The organism is Rhizobium sp. rho-13.1 (assembly GCF_007000305.1).
Taxonomy (GTDB): Bacteria; Pseudomonadota; Alphaproteobacteria; order Rhizobiales; family Rhizobiaceae; genus Rhizobium; species Rhizobium rhododendri.
The window spans coordinates 45,939-62,235 of record NZ_SCFL01000001.1 but is presented as its reverse complement, the minus strand read 5'-3'; the positions used below and the strand labels follow the sequence as shown (position 1 = coordinate 62,235).

Sequence of the window (16,297 nt, the reverse complement as noted above, 5' to 3'; positions counted from 1 at the left end):
CCCCTCGCAATATCCTCGCCATCAGCGATCCCGGTTATTCCCGGACGAGGCCGCGACCAAAATATCGAACAGATGCATGACGTTTGCCGATGACACCTCAACATTTAGGTCGAACACAATAAATTGGCTTCTTTTCCCAAAAAAAAGCGGGCCTATTTGTAACTTACGTCGGTATTTCTGCGTATCACCATCGATACCGTCATCTCATCGAGGATTTTACCCATGGCCACCTACCAACCGCCCAAGATTGCCGCCTCCGAGATCACGCCTCGCCAGACCTATCTAGGCCGCCGCGCCTTCCTGGCGACAGCAGCAGGCGCCGGCCTGTCGATCGCCGGTGGCACCACAGCCATGGCGGAAGCGCTGGCAGCGTCGAAGACCGACTACAAGGTCGATGAAAAGCTGACGCCGAAGAAGGATGTCACGACCTACAACAACTTCTACGAATTCGGCACGGACAAGGCCGATCCCGCCGCCAACTCCGGCAAATTCAAGCCGCGCCCGTGGACGATCACCGTCGATGGCATGGTGGGCAAGCCGCAGACCCTCGACATCGACGCGCTGATCAAGGCCTTTCCTCCAGAAGAGCGTGTGTACCGGATGCGGTGCGTCGAGGCATGGTCCATGGTCATACCCTGGGACGGTTTCCAGCTATCCAAGCTGCTCGACATGGTGGAGCCGCTGGGCAGCGCGAAATACGTCGCCTTCGAGACCATCGTCCGGCCGTCCGAGATGCCCGGCCAATCCGGCAGCTTCCAGTCCCTGAACTGGCCCTATGTCGAAGGACTGCGGCTGGACGAAGCGCGCAACCCGCTGGCGCTGCTTGCCGTCGGGCTCTATGGCGAGACGCTGCCCAACCAGAACGGTGCGCCGATACGCCTGGTGGTTCCGTGGAAATACGGCTTCAAGGGCATCAAGTCGATCGTCCGCATCACGCTCACCGACAAGCAGCCGATGAACACCTGGCAGGTCTCCAACCCCGGCGAATACGGTTTTTATGCCAACGTCAACCCGGCGGTCGATCACCCCCGCTGGAGCCAGGCGACCGAGCGCAGGATCGGCGAAGGCGGCTTCTTCTCCTCCAGCCGCCACCCCACCCTGCCCTTCAACGGCTATGCCGACCAGGTGGCAAGCCTCTACGCCGGCATGGATCTTAAGGCGAACTACTAATGGTCCTGTCCCTCGCGCTGCCGAAACGCTTCCAGCCAGCCTCCGTCTGGCTGCTTTACGTCGTCGGACTTCTTCCCGCCGCCTACGCATTCTACCTTGGCGCCACCGGCAATCTTGGCGCCGATCCGACCAAGACCTTCGAGCTTTTCCTCGGCCTCTGGGCCATCCGCTTCCTGATCCTGACGCTCGCGATCACCCCGCTCCGCGACCTCGTCGGCTGGAACTGGCTGCGCTACCGCCGCGCCCTGGGGCTGCTCTGCTTCTATTATGTCGTGATGCATTTTCTGGTCTACACCATCCTCGACCAGGCGCTGATGCTCGACGCCATCCTCGGCGACATCCTGAAGCGACCCTTCATCATGTTCGGCATGGCAGGGCTGGTGATGCTGATCGCGCTGGCCGTGACCTCGAACAGGTACTCGATACGGCAGATGGGCAAGAACTGGATCTGGCTGCACCGGCTCGTCTACATCATCGCCGTCTGTGGCGCTCTCCACTTCGCACTATCGACCAAGGTGCTTTCGCTCGAGCAGTACGTCTATATCGGCCTCCTGATAGTGATGATCCTCTACAGGTCCTACCGGCCAATCATGATGCAACGACGACGCGGAACGCGGCAGAGGGCGGTGGCTGCCTGAGGCAGCAGAGGCTTCTCTACTTTGGCAAGATAGGACTGCGGGCTGCCAGAAATCTGTCGAACGCAGATGCGGCGACGATGCCGATGCCGTAGACAATTATATTGGTTAGGGAAAACACGCGTCCGAGAAGCAGGGCACCGCCAGCAGTCAACCTGAACGCATCAAGAGGCGGTGTATGGTAGAGTCTGAACAACTCGACGGCGGTGGAGATCACCATCGCCGCGCAAGCAATGCTTGCCCGTCTCGAGTTTGGTGCAAGCACTGCGATCAGGAAATAAACCATCGCGCCCCACAGTGCCGAGCCGCCATACTTCACGACCACGAACGGAAGGTTAAGCCCATAGCCATATCGCCGCAACGCCAGACCTGCAGCAATGATGGCAATTCCCATTGCAAGACGGGCTGCCCTGCTCCCTGGTGAGTGACCTCGAAAAAATGCGAGCACTTCGGCCGCTCCACCGCGATGTTAATGGGTTCGTCGCACCTATAGCTCACATTTCGATTTGGCAAGCCGACAGCCCAGCCGCATGCTGGTCTGCCGCTCACCGTATTTGCGGAAACAGCTCACAGCCATCGAGTTAATTTCAGGAATTCAAACGCCGTGCCCCTCCGAAGACTGCTTCCGGCCATCGACAGGCATCTCATCGAAATACGTGCAGCGCCGCATCTGAGGGGAACCAAGCGCTTTCTCATAGAACTCGTCTATTTTGGTATCAAGGAAGCACGTGCATGTCTCTTTGCTGGCCTCTTTTTCTTGGCCATCTTCACAGTCCCGCGCGGCGGCATTTTTCATATTCCCCGATATGACGTGCTGCTGCTGGTTGCCTTGTCCATCCAGTTCTGGATGGTCGCCAGCAAACTGGAAAGCATTGATGAGTTGAAGGCGATCTGCTTCTTTTACGTTATCGGTTTCGCTCTCGAGGTCTTCAAAACATCGAGCAGCATCCATTCATGGGCATATCCGGACTTTGCCTATAGCAAGCTGTTCGGCGTGCCATTGTTTTCCGGATTCATGTACGCTGCCGTAGGCAGTTACGTAATACAGGCGTGGCGCCTCCTCGCACTACGAGTTAGGCATCATCCACCATACTGGATGGCAGCTGTGCTCTCGCTGGCAATTTACCTGAACTTCTTCACACACCACTACATCGCCGACTATCGCTGGTACATTGCCGCGTGTACGATTGGACTTTATTCGCGGACTTCAGTCACGTTCCGCCCGTATGATCGGGACCGGCGGATGCCCCTTCTGTTGGCTTTTGCCCTGATCGGCTTCTTCGTCTGGCTTTTCGAAAATTTCAGCACCTTCTTCGGGATATGGCGCTATCCGAGCCAACTCGGCGAGTGGTCCGCTGTCAACATTGGCATATGGAGTTCATGGTCGCTCGTCGTCATCATGACGTTCACCATCGTTGTCTATCTCAGGCATATCAGGGAAGATATCCACATACCCGAATAGCCTTCTCCATCACACGCCCGCCACAACGCAAAAAAGCCGGACGATTGCTCGTCCGGCCTTTTGATTGATGAGGCTTTTACCGCTTAAGCGGCAGCAGCTTCGGCAGCTTCTTCGGCTGCAACGCGGGCCTTGTCGCCGGCGCCCTTGGCAGCGATGTCGCGGTCGACGAACTCGACGACGGCCATGGCGGCATTGTCACCCATGCGGAAGCCAGCCTTCATGATGCGAAGGTAGCCGCCGTTGCGGGTGGCGTAACGGGTAGCGATTGCATCGAACAGCTTCGATACGACAGCGACGTCGCGGATCTGCGAGATGGCCTGACGACGAGCGTGCAGGTCGCCGCGCTTGCCGAGCGTGACCAGCTTTTCAACGATCGGGCGGATTTCCTTTGCCTTCGGCAAGGTCGTGGTGATCTGCTCATGCAGGATGAGCGAAGCCGCCATGTTGGCAAACATTGCCTTGCGGTGACTTGCAGTTCTATTCAGCTTGCGGCCTACCATACCATGGCGCATTGCTATTCTCCTTAAATCGCAGGTGCCCTTTGATTTTGGGCCTGCCGTTTCCTGGCACATGCAGGCGATATGCCTGCTGTTTGACGGGGAAAGGCAGTCATCCTGCCTTTACTTATTGTTCTCTGCGATCGGCGTGCCGGCGGAAATCCGCGACACACTTTGCCTCACGCCGCTCAGTACTGATCTTCGTAGCGCTTGGCGAGATCTTCGATGTTCTCTGGGGGCCAGGCCGGCACTTCCATGCCGAGATGCAGGCCCATGGAAGCGAGAACTTCCTTGATTTCGTTCAGCGACTTGCGGCCGAAATTCGGAGTGCGGAGCATTTCGGCTTCGGTCTTCTGAATAAGGTCGCCGATATAGACGATGTTGTCGTTCTTCAGGCAGTTTGCCGAGCGGACAGACAGTTCCAGTTCGTCCACCTTCTTGAGGAGAGCCGGGTTGAAGGCCAGTTCGGTGACTGTCTCTTCTTCGACATCCTTCTGCGGTTCGTCGAAGTTGACGAAAACGCCGAGCTGGTCCTGCAAGATGCGGGCCGCGAAAGCGACTGCATCTTCACCGGAGATCGAGCCGTCCGTTTCGATGGCCATCAGCAACTTGTCGTAATCGAGAACCTGGCCTTCGCGGGTGTTTTCCACCTTGTAGGACACTTTCTTGACCGGCGAGTAGAGGCTGTCTACCGGGATGAGACCAATCGGTGCGTCTTCCGCACGATTGCGCTCTGCCGGAACATAGCCCTTGCCGTTGTTGACGGTGAATTCCATGCGGATTTCAGCGCCTTCGTCGAGCGTGCAGATGACGTGATCCGGGTTGAGGATCTCGATGTCGCCGACCGTCTGGATGTCGCCGGCGGTGACAACGCCTGGACCCTGCTTGCGAACGACCATGCGCTTGGCATCGTCGCCGTCCATCTTGATGGCGATTTCCTTGATGTTCAGAACGATATCCGTAACGTCTTCGCGAACGCCCGGGATCGAGGAGAACTCATGCAGTACGCCGTCGATCTGTACCGCCGTGACGGCGGCGCCGCGCAGCGAGGACAGAAGCACGCGACGCAGCGCGTTGCCGAGCGTCAGGCCAAAGCCACGCTCAAGCGGTTCAGCGACAAGGTTGACCTTTGTGCGGCCGCCCGAGGAAAACTCGACCTTGTTCGGCTTGATCAGTTCCTGCCAATTCTTCTGAATCATATTCCTGCCTTCCGTTCGTTACCACCATCCAATCGTGGCAACCGAGCTTGAGAAGCACCGGAGATCGCCTATTGGGCGCTCACCGGTGTGTGATTGGCGATGATTATACGCGACGCTTCTTGCGTGGGCGGCAACCGTTGTGCGGGATCGGGGTCACATCGCGGATCGACGTGATCATGAAACCGGCAGCCTGGAGCGCGCGCAGAGCCGACTCACGACCCGAACCTGGACCGCAAACTTCGACTTCAAGCGACTTCATGCCATGTTCCTGCGCCTTCTTGGCAGCATCTTCAGCGGCGATCTGCGCTGCGAACGGTGTCGACTTGCGCGAGCCCTTGAAGCCCTTGGCGCCAGCAGACGACCAGGCAATCGCATTGCCCTGCGCATCGGTGATGGTGATCATCGTGTTGTTGAACGTCGAGTTGACGTGCGCAACGCCCGACGAGATGTTCTTGCGTTCGCGACGGCGAATGCGGACGGCTTCCTTGCCCATAGTAGTCCCTTTCGTGGATCTCTGCACCGCCGTAATGCCAGCGGCTACACCGGCGCAGGGCGCTAAGGCCCTTCGCCAAACTCAAAAGAGGCCGGCGGAACCGCCAGCCTCCCTCACACGGTTGCCCGGTGATTACTTCTTCTTGCCAGCAATCGCCTTTGCCGGACCCTTGCGGGTGCGGGCATTGGTGTGCGTGCGCTGACCGCGAACCGGCAGGCCGCGACGATGACGAAGACCGCGGTAGCAGCCCAGGTCCATCAGACGCTTGATGTTCATCGACGTCTCGCGACGCAGGTCGCCTTCGACCTGGTAATCGCGGTCGATTGTTTCGCGGATCTGCAGGACTTCGGCATCCGTCAGCTGGTGAACGCGGCGCTCAGCCGGGATACCAACCTTGGTAACGATTTCCTGCGCAAACTTCTGTCCAATCCCGTGAATATAGGTCAGCGCAATTACTACGCGCTTTGCCGTCGGGATGTTGACGCCAGCGATACGTGCCACGCCTATTCTCCTTGCGTTCCGTTTGCCATCAGGCAAAGGTCTCTGTTACGCGACCGTAGAGGCCGCCTGTTCAATTCGAGGTCGATAACATGTCAAAACGACCGAACCCGGAATTCCCGAGGGAAGTCCGCGCCGATCGCAGCTATGTCGCGAGTTGGCGCGGTGTTTAGCGGAATCACTGCCAAAAGGCAACTGTTCCGCTAATTTTATTTTGGCTTATCCCCGCCCCGACCACCGGTCCGACCGACTCATGCGCCGCAATTGTTTTGCGAAATCGTCGTCAGGCCGTTGAATGGCCCGACAACAACTCTCCGAAGCTCAAAGGCTGGAGAGAATCTTTTCGACTTCTGCTGTGACATGATCGATATCCGCCATGCCGTCAACCGAATGAAGCATTTTCTTGGCATAGTAGTAGCCAATCAAAGGCGCCGTTTCCTTATAGTAGGCCTGCATGCGCGTCACCACGGTTTCGCGCGTATCGTCAGGGCGGCGCTTGAAGTGCGTCGAACCACAGCGATCGCAGACACCCTCGACCTTCGGCTTCAGGTTGGTGTCGTGATAACCCGCACCGCAGTTGGCGCAGGTATAGCGTCCGGAAACCCGGTCCGCGAGCACGACGTCATCGACCTTGATCTCGACGACACCCGAGAGCTGCATGCCCTTGGCAGCGAGCATCTTCTCGGTGGCATCGGCCTGCACCAGCGTGCGCGGAAAGCCGTCCAGGATGAAGCCCTTGGCACAATCTTCGGCGTCAATGCGCTCCGAGATGATCGCATTGACGATCTCGTCGGACACCAGCTTGCCGGCATCCATGACAGCCTTGGCGCGCTTGCCGACTTCAGTGCCCGCCGAGACTGCCGCACGCAGCATGTCGCCGGTGGAGAGCTGCGGGATACCGTACTTTTCGACTATACGCTGAGCCTGGGTACCCTTGCCGGCGCCCGGTGGTCCCAAAAGGATAAGTCTCATCTCCCCCGCTTTCCTCCGCGCAACTTCGACTTCTTGATCAGACCTTCATACTGCTGCGCGATCAGGTGACCCTGGATCTGCGCTACCGTGTCAAGCGTCACACTGACGACGATCAAGAGTGAAGTGCCGCCGAGGGCGAGCGGGATGCCTGTCTGAGAAACGAGGATTTCCGGCAGAATGCAGACAACCACGAGGTAGATGGCGCCGACCACGGTGATGCGGGTCAACACATAGTCAATGTATTCAGCCGTGCGCTCACCCGGGCGAATGCCGGGAATGAACCCGCCGTGCTTCTTGAGATTATCGGCCGTGTCCTTCGGATTGAAGACGATGGCCGTATAGAAGAACGCGAAGAAGGCGATCATCAGCGCATAGAGCACCATGTAGAGCGGACGACCGTGGCCGAGGGCTGCGACGATCGACGTTGCCCAGACAGGCATTCCGGCGGTGTTGGCAAAACCTGCGAGCGTCGCTGGCAGAAGCAGCAGCGAGGAAGCGAAGATAGCCGGGATGACGCCCGATGTATTGAGCTTCAGCGGCAGGTGCGAGGTATCGCCCTGGAACATGCGGTTGCCGACCTGGCGCTTCGGATACTGGATCAAAAGACGACGCTGGGCGCGCTCCACGAAGACGATGAGGGCGATAACCGCAACGGCAACGACGAGGACCAGGAGAATGAGTGCGGTCGAAAGTGCGCCGGTGCGTCCGAGTTCCAGCGTGCCAGCCAAGGCCGATGGCAGGCCAGCTGCAATGCCGGCGAAGATGATCAGCGAAATGCCGTTGCCGATACCGCGCGAGGTGATCTGTTCACCGAGCCACATCAGGAACATCGTGCCGCCGAGCAGCGTGATGACCGTGGAGACGATAAAGAAGACGCCGGGCTGGACGACAAGTCCGTTACCGCTCTCAAGCCCCACCGCGATGCCATAGGCTTGCAGCGTGCCGAGCAGCACCGTGCCGTAGCGCGTGTATTGATTGATGATCTTGCGGCCCTGTTCGCCTTCCTTCTTCAGGTTTTCGAGCGCGGGAACGACCGAAGTCATCAGCTGCACGATAATCGAAGCGGAGATGTAGGGCATGATGCCGAGAGCGAAGATCGCCATGCGCTGGACAGCGCCACCGGAAAACATGTTGAAAAGACCGAGGATGCCGCCCGCCTGGCCCTGGAAAGCCTGGGCATAGGCAGCAGGATTAAGGCCTGGAAGGGGGATATGGGTGCCGAGGCGATAGACAAGCAACGCACCGAGCGTGAACCAAAGCCGCTTTTTCAGATCCTCTGCCTTGGCAAAGGTTGAAAAGTTGAGATTGGATGCCAATTGTTCCGCTGCAGACGCCATGCAAATCTCCGCACTACCAATTCCGGCTAAATCGGCCGAGTCCGGAATGTGTAATCAAATTGTTTAAAAAGTCGAGCATTGGGTGGACTGCGATGCAAGAGCGCATGCCGGCCGAAGGTCCCGTCATCGCCCTCCCCGCGCGAACGCACGACTCAGGATCCGAAGCTCACATATGGGAGCAAAATCGCCCGGTGTGAAGCACCCCGGGCGATTAATTCGTCTGTATTATTCCGAAGCTGCGACAGGTGCGGCAGCCAAAAGCTTGATGGAGCCGCCAGCCTTCTCGATCTTCTCGACAGCAGACTTGGAAGCGCCTGCGACTTCGAGGGTCAGCTTCGCCGAGATTTCGCCGTCGGACAGGATCCGGACGCCGTCCTTGACGCGACGGATAACGCCGGCAGCCTTGAGAGCCACGGCATCGATCGTCGTCTTCGCGTCCAGCTTGCCGGCGTCGACTGCTGCCTGGAGGCGAGCAACCGATACGACGACGTAGTCGGACTTGAAGATGTTGTTGAAGCCGCGCTTAGGCAGACGACGGTAGATTGGCATCTGACCGCCTTCAAAGCCGTTGATCGCTACGCCCGAACGGGACTTCTGCCCCTTGACGCCGCGACCACCGGTCTTGCCCTTGCCCGAACCAATACCGCGGCCGAGGCGCTTGCGGGAGTGGGTCGAACCTTCGTTGTCGGTGATTTCATTCAGTTTCATAACGAATCCTCCGGCTTACTTCTCGTCGACGACGCGAACGAGATGCTGGACAGCACGGATCATTCCACGAACCGAAGGAGTATCCTCCAGAGTGCGGCGACGGTGCATCTTGTTCAATCCGAGGCCGATCAGAGTCTTTTCCTGAACGTCCGGACGGCGAATTGGGCTACCGATCTGCTCGACCGTAACGGTCTTTGCTTCGGTCTTCTTGGTCGTCTTGGCCATAGGTCAAACTCCCTTATTCTTCAGACGCATTACCGGAGGCAATACGACGAGCCTGCAGAGTGGCATACTTGATGCCGCGCTGAGCTGCGATGTCCTTCGGATGGATCTGTTGCTTCAGAGCGTCGAACGTTGCGCGAACCATGTTGTATGGGTTCGACGAACCGGTCGACTTGGCGACGACGTCGTGAACGCCGAGCGTTTCGAATACGGCGCGCATCGGACCACCGGCGATGATGCCGGTACCAGCCTTGGCAGAGCGCAGCAGAACCTTGCCGGCGCCATGACGGCCATGGATGTCGTGATGCAGCGTACGGCCGTCACGCAGGGGAACGAAGATCAGCTCGCGCTTGGCGGCTTCCGTTGCCTTGCGGATAGCTTCAGGCACTTCGCGCGCCTTGCCGTGACCGAAGCCAACGCGGCCCTTCTGGTCGCCGACGACGACGAGAGCTGCAAAGCCGAAACGACGGCCGCCCTTGACGACCTTGGCAACGCGATTGATCGCGACCAGCTTGTCGACGAATTCGCTATCGCGCTCGTCACGGTTCTGGCGATCGTCCCGAGAACCTCTTTTTTCTTGTGCCATTGTCCTTTTCCTTTTTCTTTTCCGGGTGCAATCGGCAACTGCAACAAGACCACATCGGGCTTTTCGCTGCCCTGTGGTCCGGTGATGGTCTGAAAAGACCGAAATCCGGCCGGGAGCTTTACGCCACCGGCCGGAAATTTATATTAGAAGGTGAGACCGCCTTCACGGGCAGCTTCGGCCAGAGCCTTGATGCGACCGTGATAGATGAAGGCGCCGCGGTCGAACACGACCTCGTTGACGCCCGCCTTGGAGGCGCGCTCTGCAACGAGCTTGCCGACGAGCGTTGCCGCTGCTGTGTCAGCACCGGTCTTCAGAGAACCGCGCAGATCCTTGTCGAGAGTGGAGGCAGACGCAAGCGTCTTGCCGGCCACATCGTCGATGACCTGGGCGTAGATGTTCTTCGAAGAGCGATGAACCGACAGGCGCGGACGGCCGTTAGCCACCGACTTAAGATGACGACGCACGCGGTTGGCACGACGTGCAAGTGCTTCTTTCCTGCTAGCCATTTCGCGTGATCCTTACTTCTTCTTGCCTTCTTTGCGGATGATCCGCTCACCGGCATACTTGACGCCCTTGCCCTTGTAAGGCTCGGGGCCACGGTATTCGCGGATTTCTGCGGCCACCTGGCCGACCTGCTGCTTGTTGATACCGGTGACGACGATTTCCGTCGGCTTCGGCACAGCAATTGTGATTCCGACTGGCGGTTCATAAATCACGTCGTGGGAGAAACCAAGCGCCAACTGCAGGTTCTTGCCCTGCAGGGCCGCGCGGTAACCAACGCCGTTGATTTCGAGCTTGCGCTCGTAACCGTCCTTGACGCCAACCAGGATGTTTTCGACCATCGTGCGGGACATCCCCCACTTTGAGCGAGCATTCTTGCTGTCGTTGAGCGGCGTCACAACAATCGCATTATCTTCGAGCTTGAGACCGATATCGTCATTCGCGACGAAAAACAGTTCACCCTTGGGGCCCTTAGCAGTCACTTTTTGGCCATCAATCGTGGCCGTGATTCCTGCAGGCACCTGAACGGGCTTCTTGCCGATACGAGACATTTTTTCAAACCTGTCTGTTTCGAGGGAAATTCTTTAGACCAGCCTTAGAAGACCGAGCAAAGAACCTCGCCACCAACATTCTGTTCACGAGCCTGGTGGTCGGCCATCACGCCCTTCGGAGTAGAAAGGATAGTGATGCCGAGACCGTTCGCGACCTGCGGAATGGACTTGACCGAGACATAAACCCGGCGGCCCGGCTTAGACACACGGCCGATCTCACGGATGACCGATGCGCCTTCATAATATTTCAGCTCGATGCTGAGCTCGGACTTGCCGTTGCCGAAATCGACGACGGAATAGCCACGAATGTAACCTTCGGACTGAAGGACATCGAGAACACGTGCACGGAGCTTGGAAGCAGGCGTCGAAACCGACGACTTGCGACGCGAGGCACCGTTACGGATGCGTGTGAGCATATCGCCCAATGGATCTGTCATTGTCATGTGGGCTACTCCTTACCAGCTCGACTTGACAATGCCCGGCACCTTGCCGAAATTGCCAAATTCACGCAGTGCGATACGCGACATGCGCAGCTTGCGGTAGTAGGCGCGCGGACGACCGGTGATCTCGCAACGGTTACGGACGCGAGTCTTGGATCCATCGCGCGGCAGCGATGCGAGCTTCAGGGTAGCCTTGAACCGCTCTTCGATCGGAAGGGACTGGTTCATGATGGTTGCCTTCAGCGCGGCACGCTTTGCGGCACTGTTAGCAACCGTATTGCGGCGGCGCTTGTTCTTTTCAACTGCGCTTGTCTTCGCCATATTTGATTTCCTTTTCTACGCTCGTCGTTACGGTTACGTGCGGAACGGGAAGTTGAACTCTGTGAGCAGAGCCCTAGCTTCGTCGTCCTTGGTCGCCGTCGTGCAAACGATGATGTCCATGCCCCACATCTGATCAACCTTGTCGTAGTTGATCTCTGGGAACACAATGTGTTCCTTGATGCCCATGGCGAAGTTGCCACGACCGTCAAAGCTCTTCGGGTTCAGGCCGCGAAAGTCGCGAACGCGCGGAAGCGCGATGTTGATCAGGCGATCCACGAACTCATACATGCGGGCGCCACGGAGCGTGACCTTGGCACCGATTGGCATATTTTCGCGGACCTTGAAGCCAGCGATGGAATTGCGCGCGAAAGTGATGACCGGCTTCTGGCCAGCGATTGCGGCCAGGTCGGCAGCAGCAATCGTCGGCTTCTTGGAGTCAGCTGTCGCCTCGCCCACACCCATGTTGATGACGATCTTGTCCAGCTTGGGGATCATCATCTCGTTGGTGTAGGAGAACTGTTCCTGCAGCGCTGCGCGAATACGGGTTACGTATTCCGTCTTCAGGCGCGGTTCGTATTTAGCCTCAGCCATCGATCACATCTCCCGAACGCTTGGCCACGCGGACCTTCTTACCATCAACGACCTGGAAACCGACGCGGGTCGGCTTGCCGTCCTTGTCGACAATCGCGATGTTGGACAGGTGAAGCGAGGCTTCCTTGTTGATGATGCCGGCTTCCTGCGACTGCGACTGGCGTGTATGGCGCTTTACCATGTTCACGCCGCGAACGACTGCGCGGTCTTCCTTCGGCATCACTTGAATGACTTCGCCGGTACGACCCTTGTCCTTACCAGCCAGAATGACGACCTTGTCGCCCTTGCGGATCTTTTGCATCTTTAACCGCTCCCCTTACAGAACTTCAGGAGCGAGCGAGATGATCTTCATGTGGTTCTTAGCGCGAAGTTCGCGCGGAACCGGTCCGAAGATACGTGTGCCGATCGGCTCTTTCTTGTTGTCGATAAGTACTGCTGCATTGGTATCGAAACGAATGACGCTTCCATCCGCACGGCGGATCGAGGCAGCTGTGCGAACGACCACAGCCTTCATCACGTCACCCTTCTTTACGCGGCCGCGCGGAATAGCTTCCTTGATCGAGACGACGATAATGTCGCCAATCGAGGCATACTTGCGCTTCGAACCGCCCAGCACCTTGATGCACATGACACGACGTGCGCCGGAATTATCCGCGACGTCGAGGTTTGTTTGCATCTGAATCATATCAGGTCGCCTTCTTGTTATACCGGAATGGTTGGGCAGAGCCCCCTATCCCGGCTTATGGAATTGTTTACCCGCTTGCGCCCCTCCAAAAAGGAAGAGTGAAAACAAGGCAGTAGCTTCAGCCAGCGCGGGATCGATCTTGCCAGGGTGGTTTCCCCAATGGGACCTTCCGTGCGCTAAAAGCAAAAGAACGCCCGAGTCTCAGGCGTTCCGTCGCTGCTTCATATAGAAATTACGGCAAGACGCAAGGCCTCGCCGCAAATTCTTACTTAACCTGACCGGAAACGACCGTCCAGGTCTTGTCCTTGGAGATCGGCGCGCATTCCTCGATAGAAACCATATCGCCGGTCTTGTATGCGTTGTTCTCGTCGTGGGCCTTGTACTTCTTAGAACGACGAACCGTCTTCTGGAGGAGCGGATGCGCAAAGCGGCGCTCGACCCGAACCACGACGGTCTTTTCGTTCTTGTCGCTGACCACGACGCCCTGCAGAATGCGTTTCGGCATCTTATTTTTCCTTTAGGCCTTGGCTTCTGCCGCCTTCTGGCGGGCAATGGTTTTCACGCGGGCGATGTCCTTGCGGACCTCGTTCACACGAGAGGCTTTTTCAAGCTGGCCGGTGGCCTTCTGAAAGCGCAGGTTGAACTGCTCCTTCTTCAGCTTGGCTAGCTCTTCCTTGAGTTGGTCGGCGGTGAACGCGCGAACATCTGCGGCTTTCATAGCTGTTCTTCCTTACTCTGCAATGCGCTGCACGAAGCGCGTCTTGACCGAGAGCTTGGCAGAACCCAGACGAAGCGCCTCACGGGCGATTTCTTCGCTGACACCGTCGATCTCGAACATCATACGACCGGGCTTGACCTTGCATGCCCAGTATTCGACGCCGCCCTTGCCCTTACCCATGCGGACTTCGGTCGGCTTCTTGGTGACCGGTACGTCCGGGAAAACCCGGATCCATACACGGCCGGCACGCTTCATGAAACGCGTGATCGCGCGGCGAGCCGCCTCGATCTCACGAGCGTTGACACGATTCGGTTCCTGGGCCTTCAGGCCGAATTCACCGAATGCGAGATCAGAACCGCCCTTGGCTACGCCCTTGATGCGGCCCTTGAATTGCTTGCGGTACTTCGTACGCTTTGGCTGCAACATAATCTATTCTCCGAATTAACTACCTCGAGCGCCCTTAGGCGTGATCGCGGCGACGGTTTTCTCTGCTGGCTGGGCCCTGGCTATCGCCTTCGGCCTGACGGCGTTCAGATGCCATCGGGTCGTGCTCAAGGATTTCGCCCTTGAAGATCCAGACCTTGATGCCGCAGATACCGAAAGCGGTGGTGGCTTCAGCCGTACCGTAGTCGATGTCGGCGCGCAGCGTGTGCAACGGCACGCGACCTTCGCGATACCATTCCGTACGGGCGATTTCAGCACCACCGAGACGGCCGGCACAAGTGATCTTGATGCCTTCGGCACCGAGACGCATTGCCGACTGAACGGCGCGCTTCATGGCGCGGCGGAAAGCGATACGACGTTCCAGCTGCTGAGCGATGCCCTGGGCGACCAGGACAGCATCGATTTCCGGCTTGCGGACTTCGACGATGTTCAGGTGCGTTTCGGAGTTCGTCATGTCGGCCAGCTTCTTGCGAAGCTTGTCGATGTCTGCACCCTTCTTGCCGATGATCAGGCCCGGACGCGCCGAGTGGATCGTGACGCGGCACTTCTTGTGCGGACGCTCGATAACCACCTTCGAAATGCCGGCCTGCTTCAGCTCGGTCATGACGAATTTGCGCATCTTGATGTCTTCATGCAGCAACTGGCCGTATTCGGCGTTGTCTGCAAACCAACGGCTGTCCCAAGTGCGGTTAATGCCAAGGCGGAAACCGATTGGATTGATCTTCTGACCCATTATGCGGCCTCCTCTTGTGCTGGCTGCACTTCGCGAACGACGATCGTCAAATGTGCGAAGGGCTTTTCGACGCGCGATGCACGACCACGACCACGAGCGTGGAAGCGCTTCATGACAATCGACTTGCCGACGTAGGCCTCGGCGACGACGAGAGCGTCGACGTCGAGATCGTGATTGTTTTCAGCGTTTGCGATCGCCGATTCGAGGGTCTTCTTGACCGCTCCGGAGATCCGCTTGCGCGAAAATTCAAGCTCGGCCAAGGCGCGCTCGACCTTCATGCCGCGGATAAGCGCAGCAACGAGGTTGAGTTTCTGCGGGCTGACACGAAGCGTGCGGGCGACTGCCTGCGCTTCGTTGTCCTTGAGCCGGCGTTCTGTTTTTGCCTTGCCCATCGTTACTTCCTCTTCGCCTTCTTGTCCGCGCCGTGACCGTAATAGGTACGGGTGGGTGCGAACTCACCGAACTTGTGACCGACCATGTCTTCGTTGACATTGACCGGGATATGCTTGCTGCCGTTGTAGACACCAAAGACCAGACCGACGAACTGCGGCATGATGGTGGAGCGACGGCTCCACATCTTGATCACTTCGTTGCGTCCACCTTCGCGAACCTTCTCAGCCTTCTTGAGAAGATAGCCGTCAACAAACGGACCTTTCCATACTGAACGAGCCATTGGAGACTTCCTCTCTTACTTCTTGCGCTGATGGCGCGAGCGCATGATCATCTTATCGGTCGACTTGTTGGAGCGCGTACGCGCACCCTTCGTCGGCTTGCCCCAAGGTGTCACCGGATGGCGACCACCGGAGGTCCGGCCTTCACCACCGCCGTGCGGATGGTCGACCGGGTTCATGACGACGCCGCGAACATGCGGACGCTTGCCGCGCCAAACGGAACGACCGGCCTTGCCGTCGTTGGTGTTGCCGTGGTCCGGGTTGGAAACGGCACCGATCGAAGCCAGGCAGGTGCCTGGTACGAGGCGCTGTTCGCCGGAGTTGAGGCGAAGGATCGCGAGGCCTGCATCGCGGCCGACCAGCTGCGCATAAGCACCGGCGGAGCGAGCGATCTGGCCGCCCTTGCCCGGCTTCATCTCAACGTTGTGGATGATCGAGCCGACCGGGATGAACTGCAGCGGCATGGCGTTGCCAGGCTTGATGTCCACGACCTTGTCGGAAGCGATAACCTTGTCACCGGGCGCCAGGCGCTGCGGTGCGATGATGTAGCGCTGCTCGCCATCGGCATAGTTGATGAGAGCGATGAAGGCAGAGCGGTTCGGGTCGTATTCGATACGTTCAACCGTACCTTCGATGTCGAACTTGCGACGCTTGAAGTCGATGAGGCGGTAGGTCCGCTTGTGACCGCCGCCCTGGAAGCGAACGGTGATACGACCGGTGTTGTTGCGGCCGCCCTTCTTCGACAGACCTTCCGTCAGCGCCTTGACCGGCTTGCCCTTGTAGAGGGCCGAGCGGTCGACGATGACCAGCTGACGCTGGCTCGGGGTCGTCGGATTGAATGATTTCAATGCCATTTTCTAATT

General features: G+C 58.1%; 27 protein-coding genes. 3 read left to right on the top strand and 24 right to left on the bottom strand.

The window, feature by feature from the left end; translation table 11 throughout:
- Positions 1-222: 222 nt before the first annotated feature.
- Positions 223-1,170, top strand: a complete 948-nt coding sequence (gene msrP / locus EQW76_RS00395; protein ID WP_142822293.1) for a protein-methionine-sulfoxide reductase catalytic subunit MsrP — start codon at positions 223-225, stop codon at positions 1,168-1,170.
- The gene (msrQ, locus tag EQW76_RS00390) at positions 1,170-1,808 is read left to right on the top strand and encodes a protein-methionine-sulfoxide reductase heme-binding subunit MsrQ (protein WP_142822292.1); all 639 of its coding nucleotides are present in this window, start codon (positions 1,170-1,172) and stop codon (positions 1,806-1,808) included. The genes msrP and msrQ overlap by 1 nt, the downstream gene beginning before the upstream one ends.
- A gap of 16 nt (positions 1,809-1,824) precedes the next feature.
- On the opposite strand, the gene EQW76_RS00385 is transcribed toward msrQ, so the two are convergent.
- The gene (locus tag EQW76_RS00385; protein ID WP_142822291.1) at positions 1,825-2,199 is read right to left on the bottom strand and encodes a DUF2809 domain-containing protein; all 375 of its coding nucleotides are present in this window, start codon (positions 2,197-2,199) and stop codon (positions 1,825-1,827) included.
- A gap of 225 nt (positions 2,200-2,424) precedes the next feature.
- On the opposite strand from EQW76_RS00385, the gene EQW76_RS00380 reads away from it, so the two are divergent.
- Positions 2,425-3,267: a DUF817 domain-containing protein gene (locus tag EQW76_RS00380; protein WP_142823566.1), complete on the top strand. Its 843-nt coding sequence runs from the start codon at positions 2,425-2,427 to the stop codon at positions 3,265-3,267.
- Between the two features lie 83 nt (positions 3,268-3,350).
- Here EQW76_RS00380 and rplQ read toward each other — a convergent pair whose 3' ends face one another.
- The 23 genes from rplQ to rplB all read right to left on the bottom strand — a co-directional run bounded on the left by rplQ (position 3,351) and on the right by rplB (position 16,288).
- Positions 3,351-3,779: a 50S ribosomal protein L17 gene (gene rplQ / locus EQW76_RS00375; protein WP_111220701.1), complete on the bottom strand. Its 429-nt coding sequence runs from the start codon at positions 3,777-3,779 to the stop codon at positions 3,351-3,353.
- Between the two features lie 173 nt (positions 3,780-3,952).
- Positions 3,953-4,963 carry a DNA-directed RNA polymerase subunit alpha gene (locus tag EQW76_RS00370; protein WP_111220700.1) on the bottom strand — a complete coding sequence of 337 codons (1,011 nt, stop codon included), beginning with the start codon at positions 4,961-4,963 and terminating at the stop codon, positions 3,953-3,955.
- A 103-nt stretch (positions 4,964-5,066) separates the two neighbouring features.
- Complete coding sequence (gene rpsK / locus EQW76_RS00365) at positions 5,067-5,456, bottom strand: 30S ribosomal protein S11 (RefSeq protein ID WP_111220699.1); 390 nt, start codon at positions 5,454-5,456, stop codon at positions 5,067-5,069.
- A gap of 132 nt (positions 5,457-5,588) precedes the next feature.
- Positions 5,589-5,957, bottom strand: coding sequence for a 30S ribosomal protein S13 (rpsM, locus tag EQW76_RS00360; protein WP_142822290.1), 369 nt, complete (start codon positions 5,955-5,957; stop codon positions 5,589-5,591).
- Positions 5,958-6,275: 318 nt separating this feature from the next.
- On the bottom strand, positions 6,276-6,926 hold the full coding sequence (locus tag EQW76_RS00355; RefSeq protein WP_111220697.1) for an adenylate kinase: 651 nt from the start codon (positions 6,924-6,926) through the stop codon (positions 6,276-6,278).
- Positions 6,923-8,263, bottom strand: coding sequence for a preprotein translocase subunit SecY (secY, locus tag EQW76_RS00350; RefSeq protein ID WP_142822289.1), 1,341 nt, complete (start codon positions 8,261-8,263; stop codon positions 6,923-6,925). Before secY ends, EQW76_RS00355 begins: the two co-directional genes overlap by 4 nt.
- 225 nt (positions 8,264-8,488) lie before the next feature.
- Positions 8,489-8,971 carry a 50S ribosomal protein L15 gene (gene rplO, locus EQW76_RS00345; RefSeq protein ID WP_111220695.1) on the bottom strand — a complete coding sequence of 161 codons (483 nt, stop codon included), beginning with the start codon at positions 8,969-8,971 and terminating at the stop codon, positions 8,489-8,491.
- Positions 8,972-8,986: 15 nt separating this feature from the next.
- A complete protein-coding gene (gene rpmD / locus EQW76_RS00340) occupies positions 8,987-9,196 on the bottom strand; it encodes a 50S ribosomal protein L30 (RefSeq protein WP_142822288.1) in 210 nt (69 codons plus the stop codon).
- Positions 9,197-9,209: 13 nt separating this feature from the next.
- Positions 9,210-9,779, bottom strand: a complete 570-nt coding sequence (gene rpsE / locus EQW76_RS00335) for a 30S ribosomal protein S5 (RefSeq protein ID WP_111220693.1) — start codon at positions 9,777-9,779, stop codon at positions 9,210-9,212.
- A 143-nt stretch (positions 9,780-9,922) separates the two neighbouring features.
- A complete protein-coding gene (rplR, locus tag EQW76_RS00330) occupies positions 9,923-10,285 on the bottom strand; it encodes a 50S ribosomal protein L18 (protein WP_142822287.1) in 363 nt (120 codons plus the stop codon).
- Between the two features lie 12 nt (positions 10,286-10,297).
- Positions 10,298-10,831, bottom strand: coding sequence for a 50S ribosomal protein L6 (rplF, locus tag EQW76_RS00325; RefSeq protein ID WP_111220691.1), 534 nt, complete (start codon positions 10,829-10,831; stop codon positions 10,298-10,300).
- A 44-nt stretch (positions 10,832-10,875) separates the two neighbouring features.
- Entirely contained in the window at positions 10,876-11,274 is a 399-nt protein-coding gene (gene rpsH / locus EQW76_RS00320) for a 30S ribosomal protein S8 (protein WP_003547562.1), read from the bottom strand.
- 12 nt (positions 11,275-11,286) lie between these two features.
- A complete protein-coding gene (gene rpsN / locus EQW76_RS00315) occupies positions 11,287-11,592 on the bottom strand; it encodes a 30S ribosomal protein S14 (RefSeq protein ID WP_111220690.1) in 306 nt (101 codons plus the stop codon).
- 33 nt (positions 11,593-11,625) lie between these two features.
- A complete protein-coding gene (gene rplE / locus EQW76_RS00310) occupies positions 11,626-12,183 on the bottom strand; it encodes a 50S ribosomal protein L5 (RefSeq protein WP_142822286.1) in 558 nt (185 codons plus the stop codon).
- Positions 12,176-12,484 carry a 50S ribosomal protein L24 gene (gene rplX / locus EQW76_RS00305; RefSeq protein WP_111220688.1) on the bottom strand — a complete coding sequence of 103 codons (309 nt, stop codon included), beginning with the start codon at positions 12,482-12,484 and terminating at the stop codon, positions 12,176-12,178. The genes rplE and rplX overlap by 8 nt, the downstream gene beginning before the upstream one ends.
- 15 nt (positions 12,485-12,499) lie before the next feature.
- On the bottom strand, positions 12,500-12,868 hold the full coding sequence (gene rplN / locus EQW76_RS00300) for a 50S ribosomal protein L14 (protein ID WP_111158087.1): 369 nt from the start codon (positions 12,866-12,868) through the stop codon (positions 12,500-12,502).
- 265 nt (positions 12,869-13,133) lie between these two features.
- Positions 13,134-13,373, bottom strand: coding sequence for a 30S ribosomal protein S17 (gene rpsQ / locus EQW76_RS00295; RefSeq protein ID WP_142822285.1), 240 nt, complete (start codon positions 13,371-13,373; stop codon positions 13,134-13,136).
- Between the two features lie 12 nt (positions 13,374-13,385).
- The gene (gene rpmC, locus EQW76_RS00290) at positions 13,386-13,586 is read right to left on the bottom strand and encodes a 50S ribosomal protein L29 (protein ID WP_111220685.1); all 201 of its coding nucleotides are present in this window, start codon (positions 13,584-13,586) and stop codon (positions 13,386-13,388) included.
- Between the two features lie 12 nt (positions 13,587-13,598).
- Positions 13,599-14,012, bottom strand: a complete 414-nt coding sequence (gene rplP, locus EQW76_RS00285; RefSeq protein WP_111158089.1) for a 50S ribosomal protein L16 — start codon at positions 14,010-14,012, stop codon at positions 13,599-13,601.
- 34 nt (positions 14,013-14,046) lie between these two features.
- Positions 14,047-14,763 carry a 30S ribosomal protein S3 gene (gene rpsC, locus EQW76_RS00280; protein WP_111220684.1) on the bottom strand — a complete coding sequence of 239 codons (717 nt, stop codon included), beginning with the start codon at positions 14,761-14,763 and terminating at the stop codon, positions 14,047-14,049.
- Positions 14,763-15,155: a 50S ribosomal protein L22 gene (gene rplV / locus EQW76_RS00275; RefSeq protein WP_111220683.1), complete on the bottom strand. Its 393-nt coding sequence runs from the start codon at positions 15,153-15,155 to the stop codon at positions 14,763-14,765. The genes rpsC and rplV overlap by 1 nt, the downstream gene beginning before the upstream one ends.
- Positions 15,156-15,157: 2 nt before the next feature.
- Positions 15,158-15,436, bottom strand: coding sequence for a 30S ribosomal protein S19 (rpsS, locus tag EQW76_RS00270; RefSeq protein WP_111220682.1), 279 nt, complete (start codon positions 15,434-15,436; stop codon positions 15,158-15,160).
- Between the two features lie 15 nt (positions 15,437-15,451).
- Entirely contained in the window at positions 15,452-16,288 is an 837-nt protein-coding gene (gene rplB / locus EQW76_RS00265) for a 50S ribosomal protein L2 (RefSeq protein WP_142822284.1), read from the bottom strand.
- Positions 16,289-16,297: the final 9 nt, after the last annotated feature.

What these genes read in the sequence shown, in the direction of transcription:
- rplB (WP_142822284.1), bottom strand. Translation starts at nt 16,288, where the DNA reads ATGGCATTGAAATCATTCAATCCGACGACCCCGAGCCAGCGTCAGCTG.
- rpsC (WP_111220684.1), bottom strand. Translation starts at nt 14,763, where the DNA reads ATGGGTCAGAAGATCAATCCAATCGGTTTCCGCCTTGGCATTAACCGC.
- rpsH (WP_003547562.1), bottom strand. Translation starts at nt 11,274, where the DNA reads ATGACAATGACAGATCCATTGGGCGATATGCTCACACGCATCCGTAAC.
- rpsK (WP_111220699.1), bottom strand. Translation starts at nt 5,456, where the DNA reads ATGGGCAAGGAAGCCGTCCGCATTCGCCGTCGCGAACGCAAGAACATC.
- rpsE (WP_111220693.1), bottom strand. Translation starts at nt 9,779, where the DNA reads ATGGCACAAGAAAAAAGAGGTTCTCGGGACGATCGCCAGAACCGTGAC.
- EQW76_RS00355 (WP_111220697.1), bottom strand. Translation starts at nt 6,926, where the DNA reads ATGAGACTTATCCTTTTGGGACCACCGGGCGCCGGCAAGGGTACCCAG.
- rplO (WP_111220695.1), bottom strand. Translation starts at nt 8,971, where the DNA reads ATGAAACTGAATGAAATCACCGACAACGAAGGTTCGACCCACTCCCGC.
- rplE (WP_142822286.1), bottom strand. Translation starts at nt 12,183, where the DNA reads ATGGCTGAGGCTAAATACGAACCGCGCCTGAAGACGGAATACGTAACC.
- EQW76_RS00370 (WP_111220700.1), bottom strand. Translation starts at nt 4,963, where the DNA reads ATGATTCAGAAGAATTGGCAGGAACTGATCAAGCCGAACAAGGTCGAG.
- msrP (WP_142822293.1), top strand. Translation starts at nt 223, where the DNA reads ATGGCCACCTACCAACCGCCCAAGATTGCCGCCTCCGAGATCACGCCT.
- rpsQ (WP_142822285.1), bottom strand. Translation starts at nt 13,373, where the DNA reads ATGCCGAAACGCATTCTGCAGGGCGTCGTGGTCAGCGACAAGAACGAA.
- rplQ (WP_111220701.1), bottom strand. Translation starts at nt 3,779, where the DNA reads ATGCGCCATGGTATGGTAGGCCGCAAGCTGAATAGAACTGCAAGTCAC.
- rplP (WP_111158089.1), bottom strand. Translation starts at nt 14,012, where the DNA reads ATGTTGCAGCCAAAGCGTACGAAGTACCGCAAGCAATTCAAGGGCCGC.
- rplV (WP_111220683.1), bottom strand. Translation starts at nt 15,155, where the DNA reads ATGGGCAAGGCAAAAACAGAACGCCGGCTCAAGGACAACGAAGCGCAG.
- rpsS (WP_111220682.1), bottom strand. Translation starts at nt 15,436, where the DNA reads ATGGCTCGTTCAGTATGGAAAGGTCCGTTTGTTGACGGCTATCTTCTC.
- secY (WP_142822289.1), bottom strand. Translation starts at nt 8,263, where the DNA reads ATGGCGTCTGCAGCGGAACAATTGGCATCCAATCTCAACTTTTCAACC.
- rplX (WP_111220688.1), bottom strand. Translation starts at nt 12,484, where the DNA reads ATGCAAAAGATCCGCAAGGGCGACAAGGTCGTCATTCTGGCTGGTAAG.
- rpmC (WP_111220685.1), bottom strand. Translation starts at nt 13,586, where the DNA reads ATGAAAGCCGCAGATGTTCGCGCGTTCACCGCCGACCAACTCAAGGAA.
- rplR (WP_142822287.1), bottom strand. Translation starts at nt 10,285, where the DNA reads ATGGCTAGCAGGAAAGAAGCACTTGCACGTCGTGCCAACCGCGTGCGT.
- rplN (WP_111158087.1), bottom strand. Translation starts at nt 12,868, where the DNA reads ATGATTCAGATGCAAACAAACCTCGACGTCGCGGATAATTCCGGCGCA.
- rpsN (WP_111220690.1), bottom strand. Translation starts at nt 11,592, where the DNA reads ATGGCGAAGACAAGCGCAGTTGAAAAGAACAAGCGCCGCCGCAATACG.
- rplF (WP_111220691.1), bottom strand. Translation starts at nt 10,831, where the DNA reads ATGTCTCGTATCGGCAAGAAGCCCGTTCAGGTGCCTGCAGGAATCACG.
- rpmD (WP_142822288.1), bottom strand. Translation starts at nt 9,196, where the DNA reads ATGGCCAAGACGACCAAGAAGACCGAAGCAAAGACCGTTACGGTCGAG.
- msrQ (WP_142822292.1), top strand. Translation starts at nt 1,170, where the DNA reads ATGGTCCTGTCCCTCGCGCTGCCGAAACGCTTCCAGCCAGCCTCCGTC.
- EQW76_RS00385 (WP_142822291.1), bottom strand. Translation starts at nt 2,199, where the DNA reads ATGGGAATTGCCATCATTGCTGCAGGTCTGGCGTTGCGGCGATATGGC.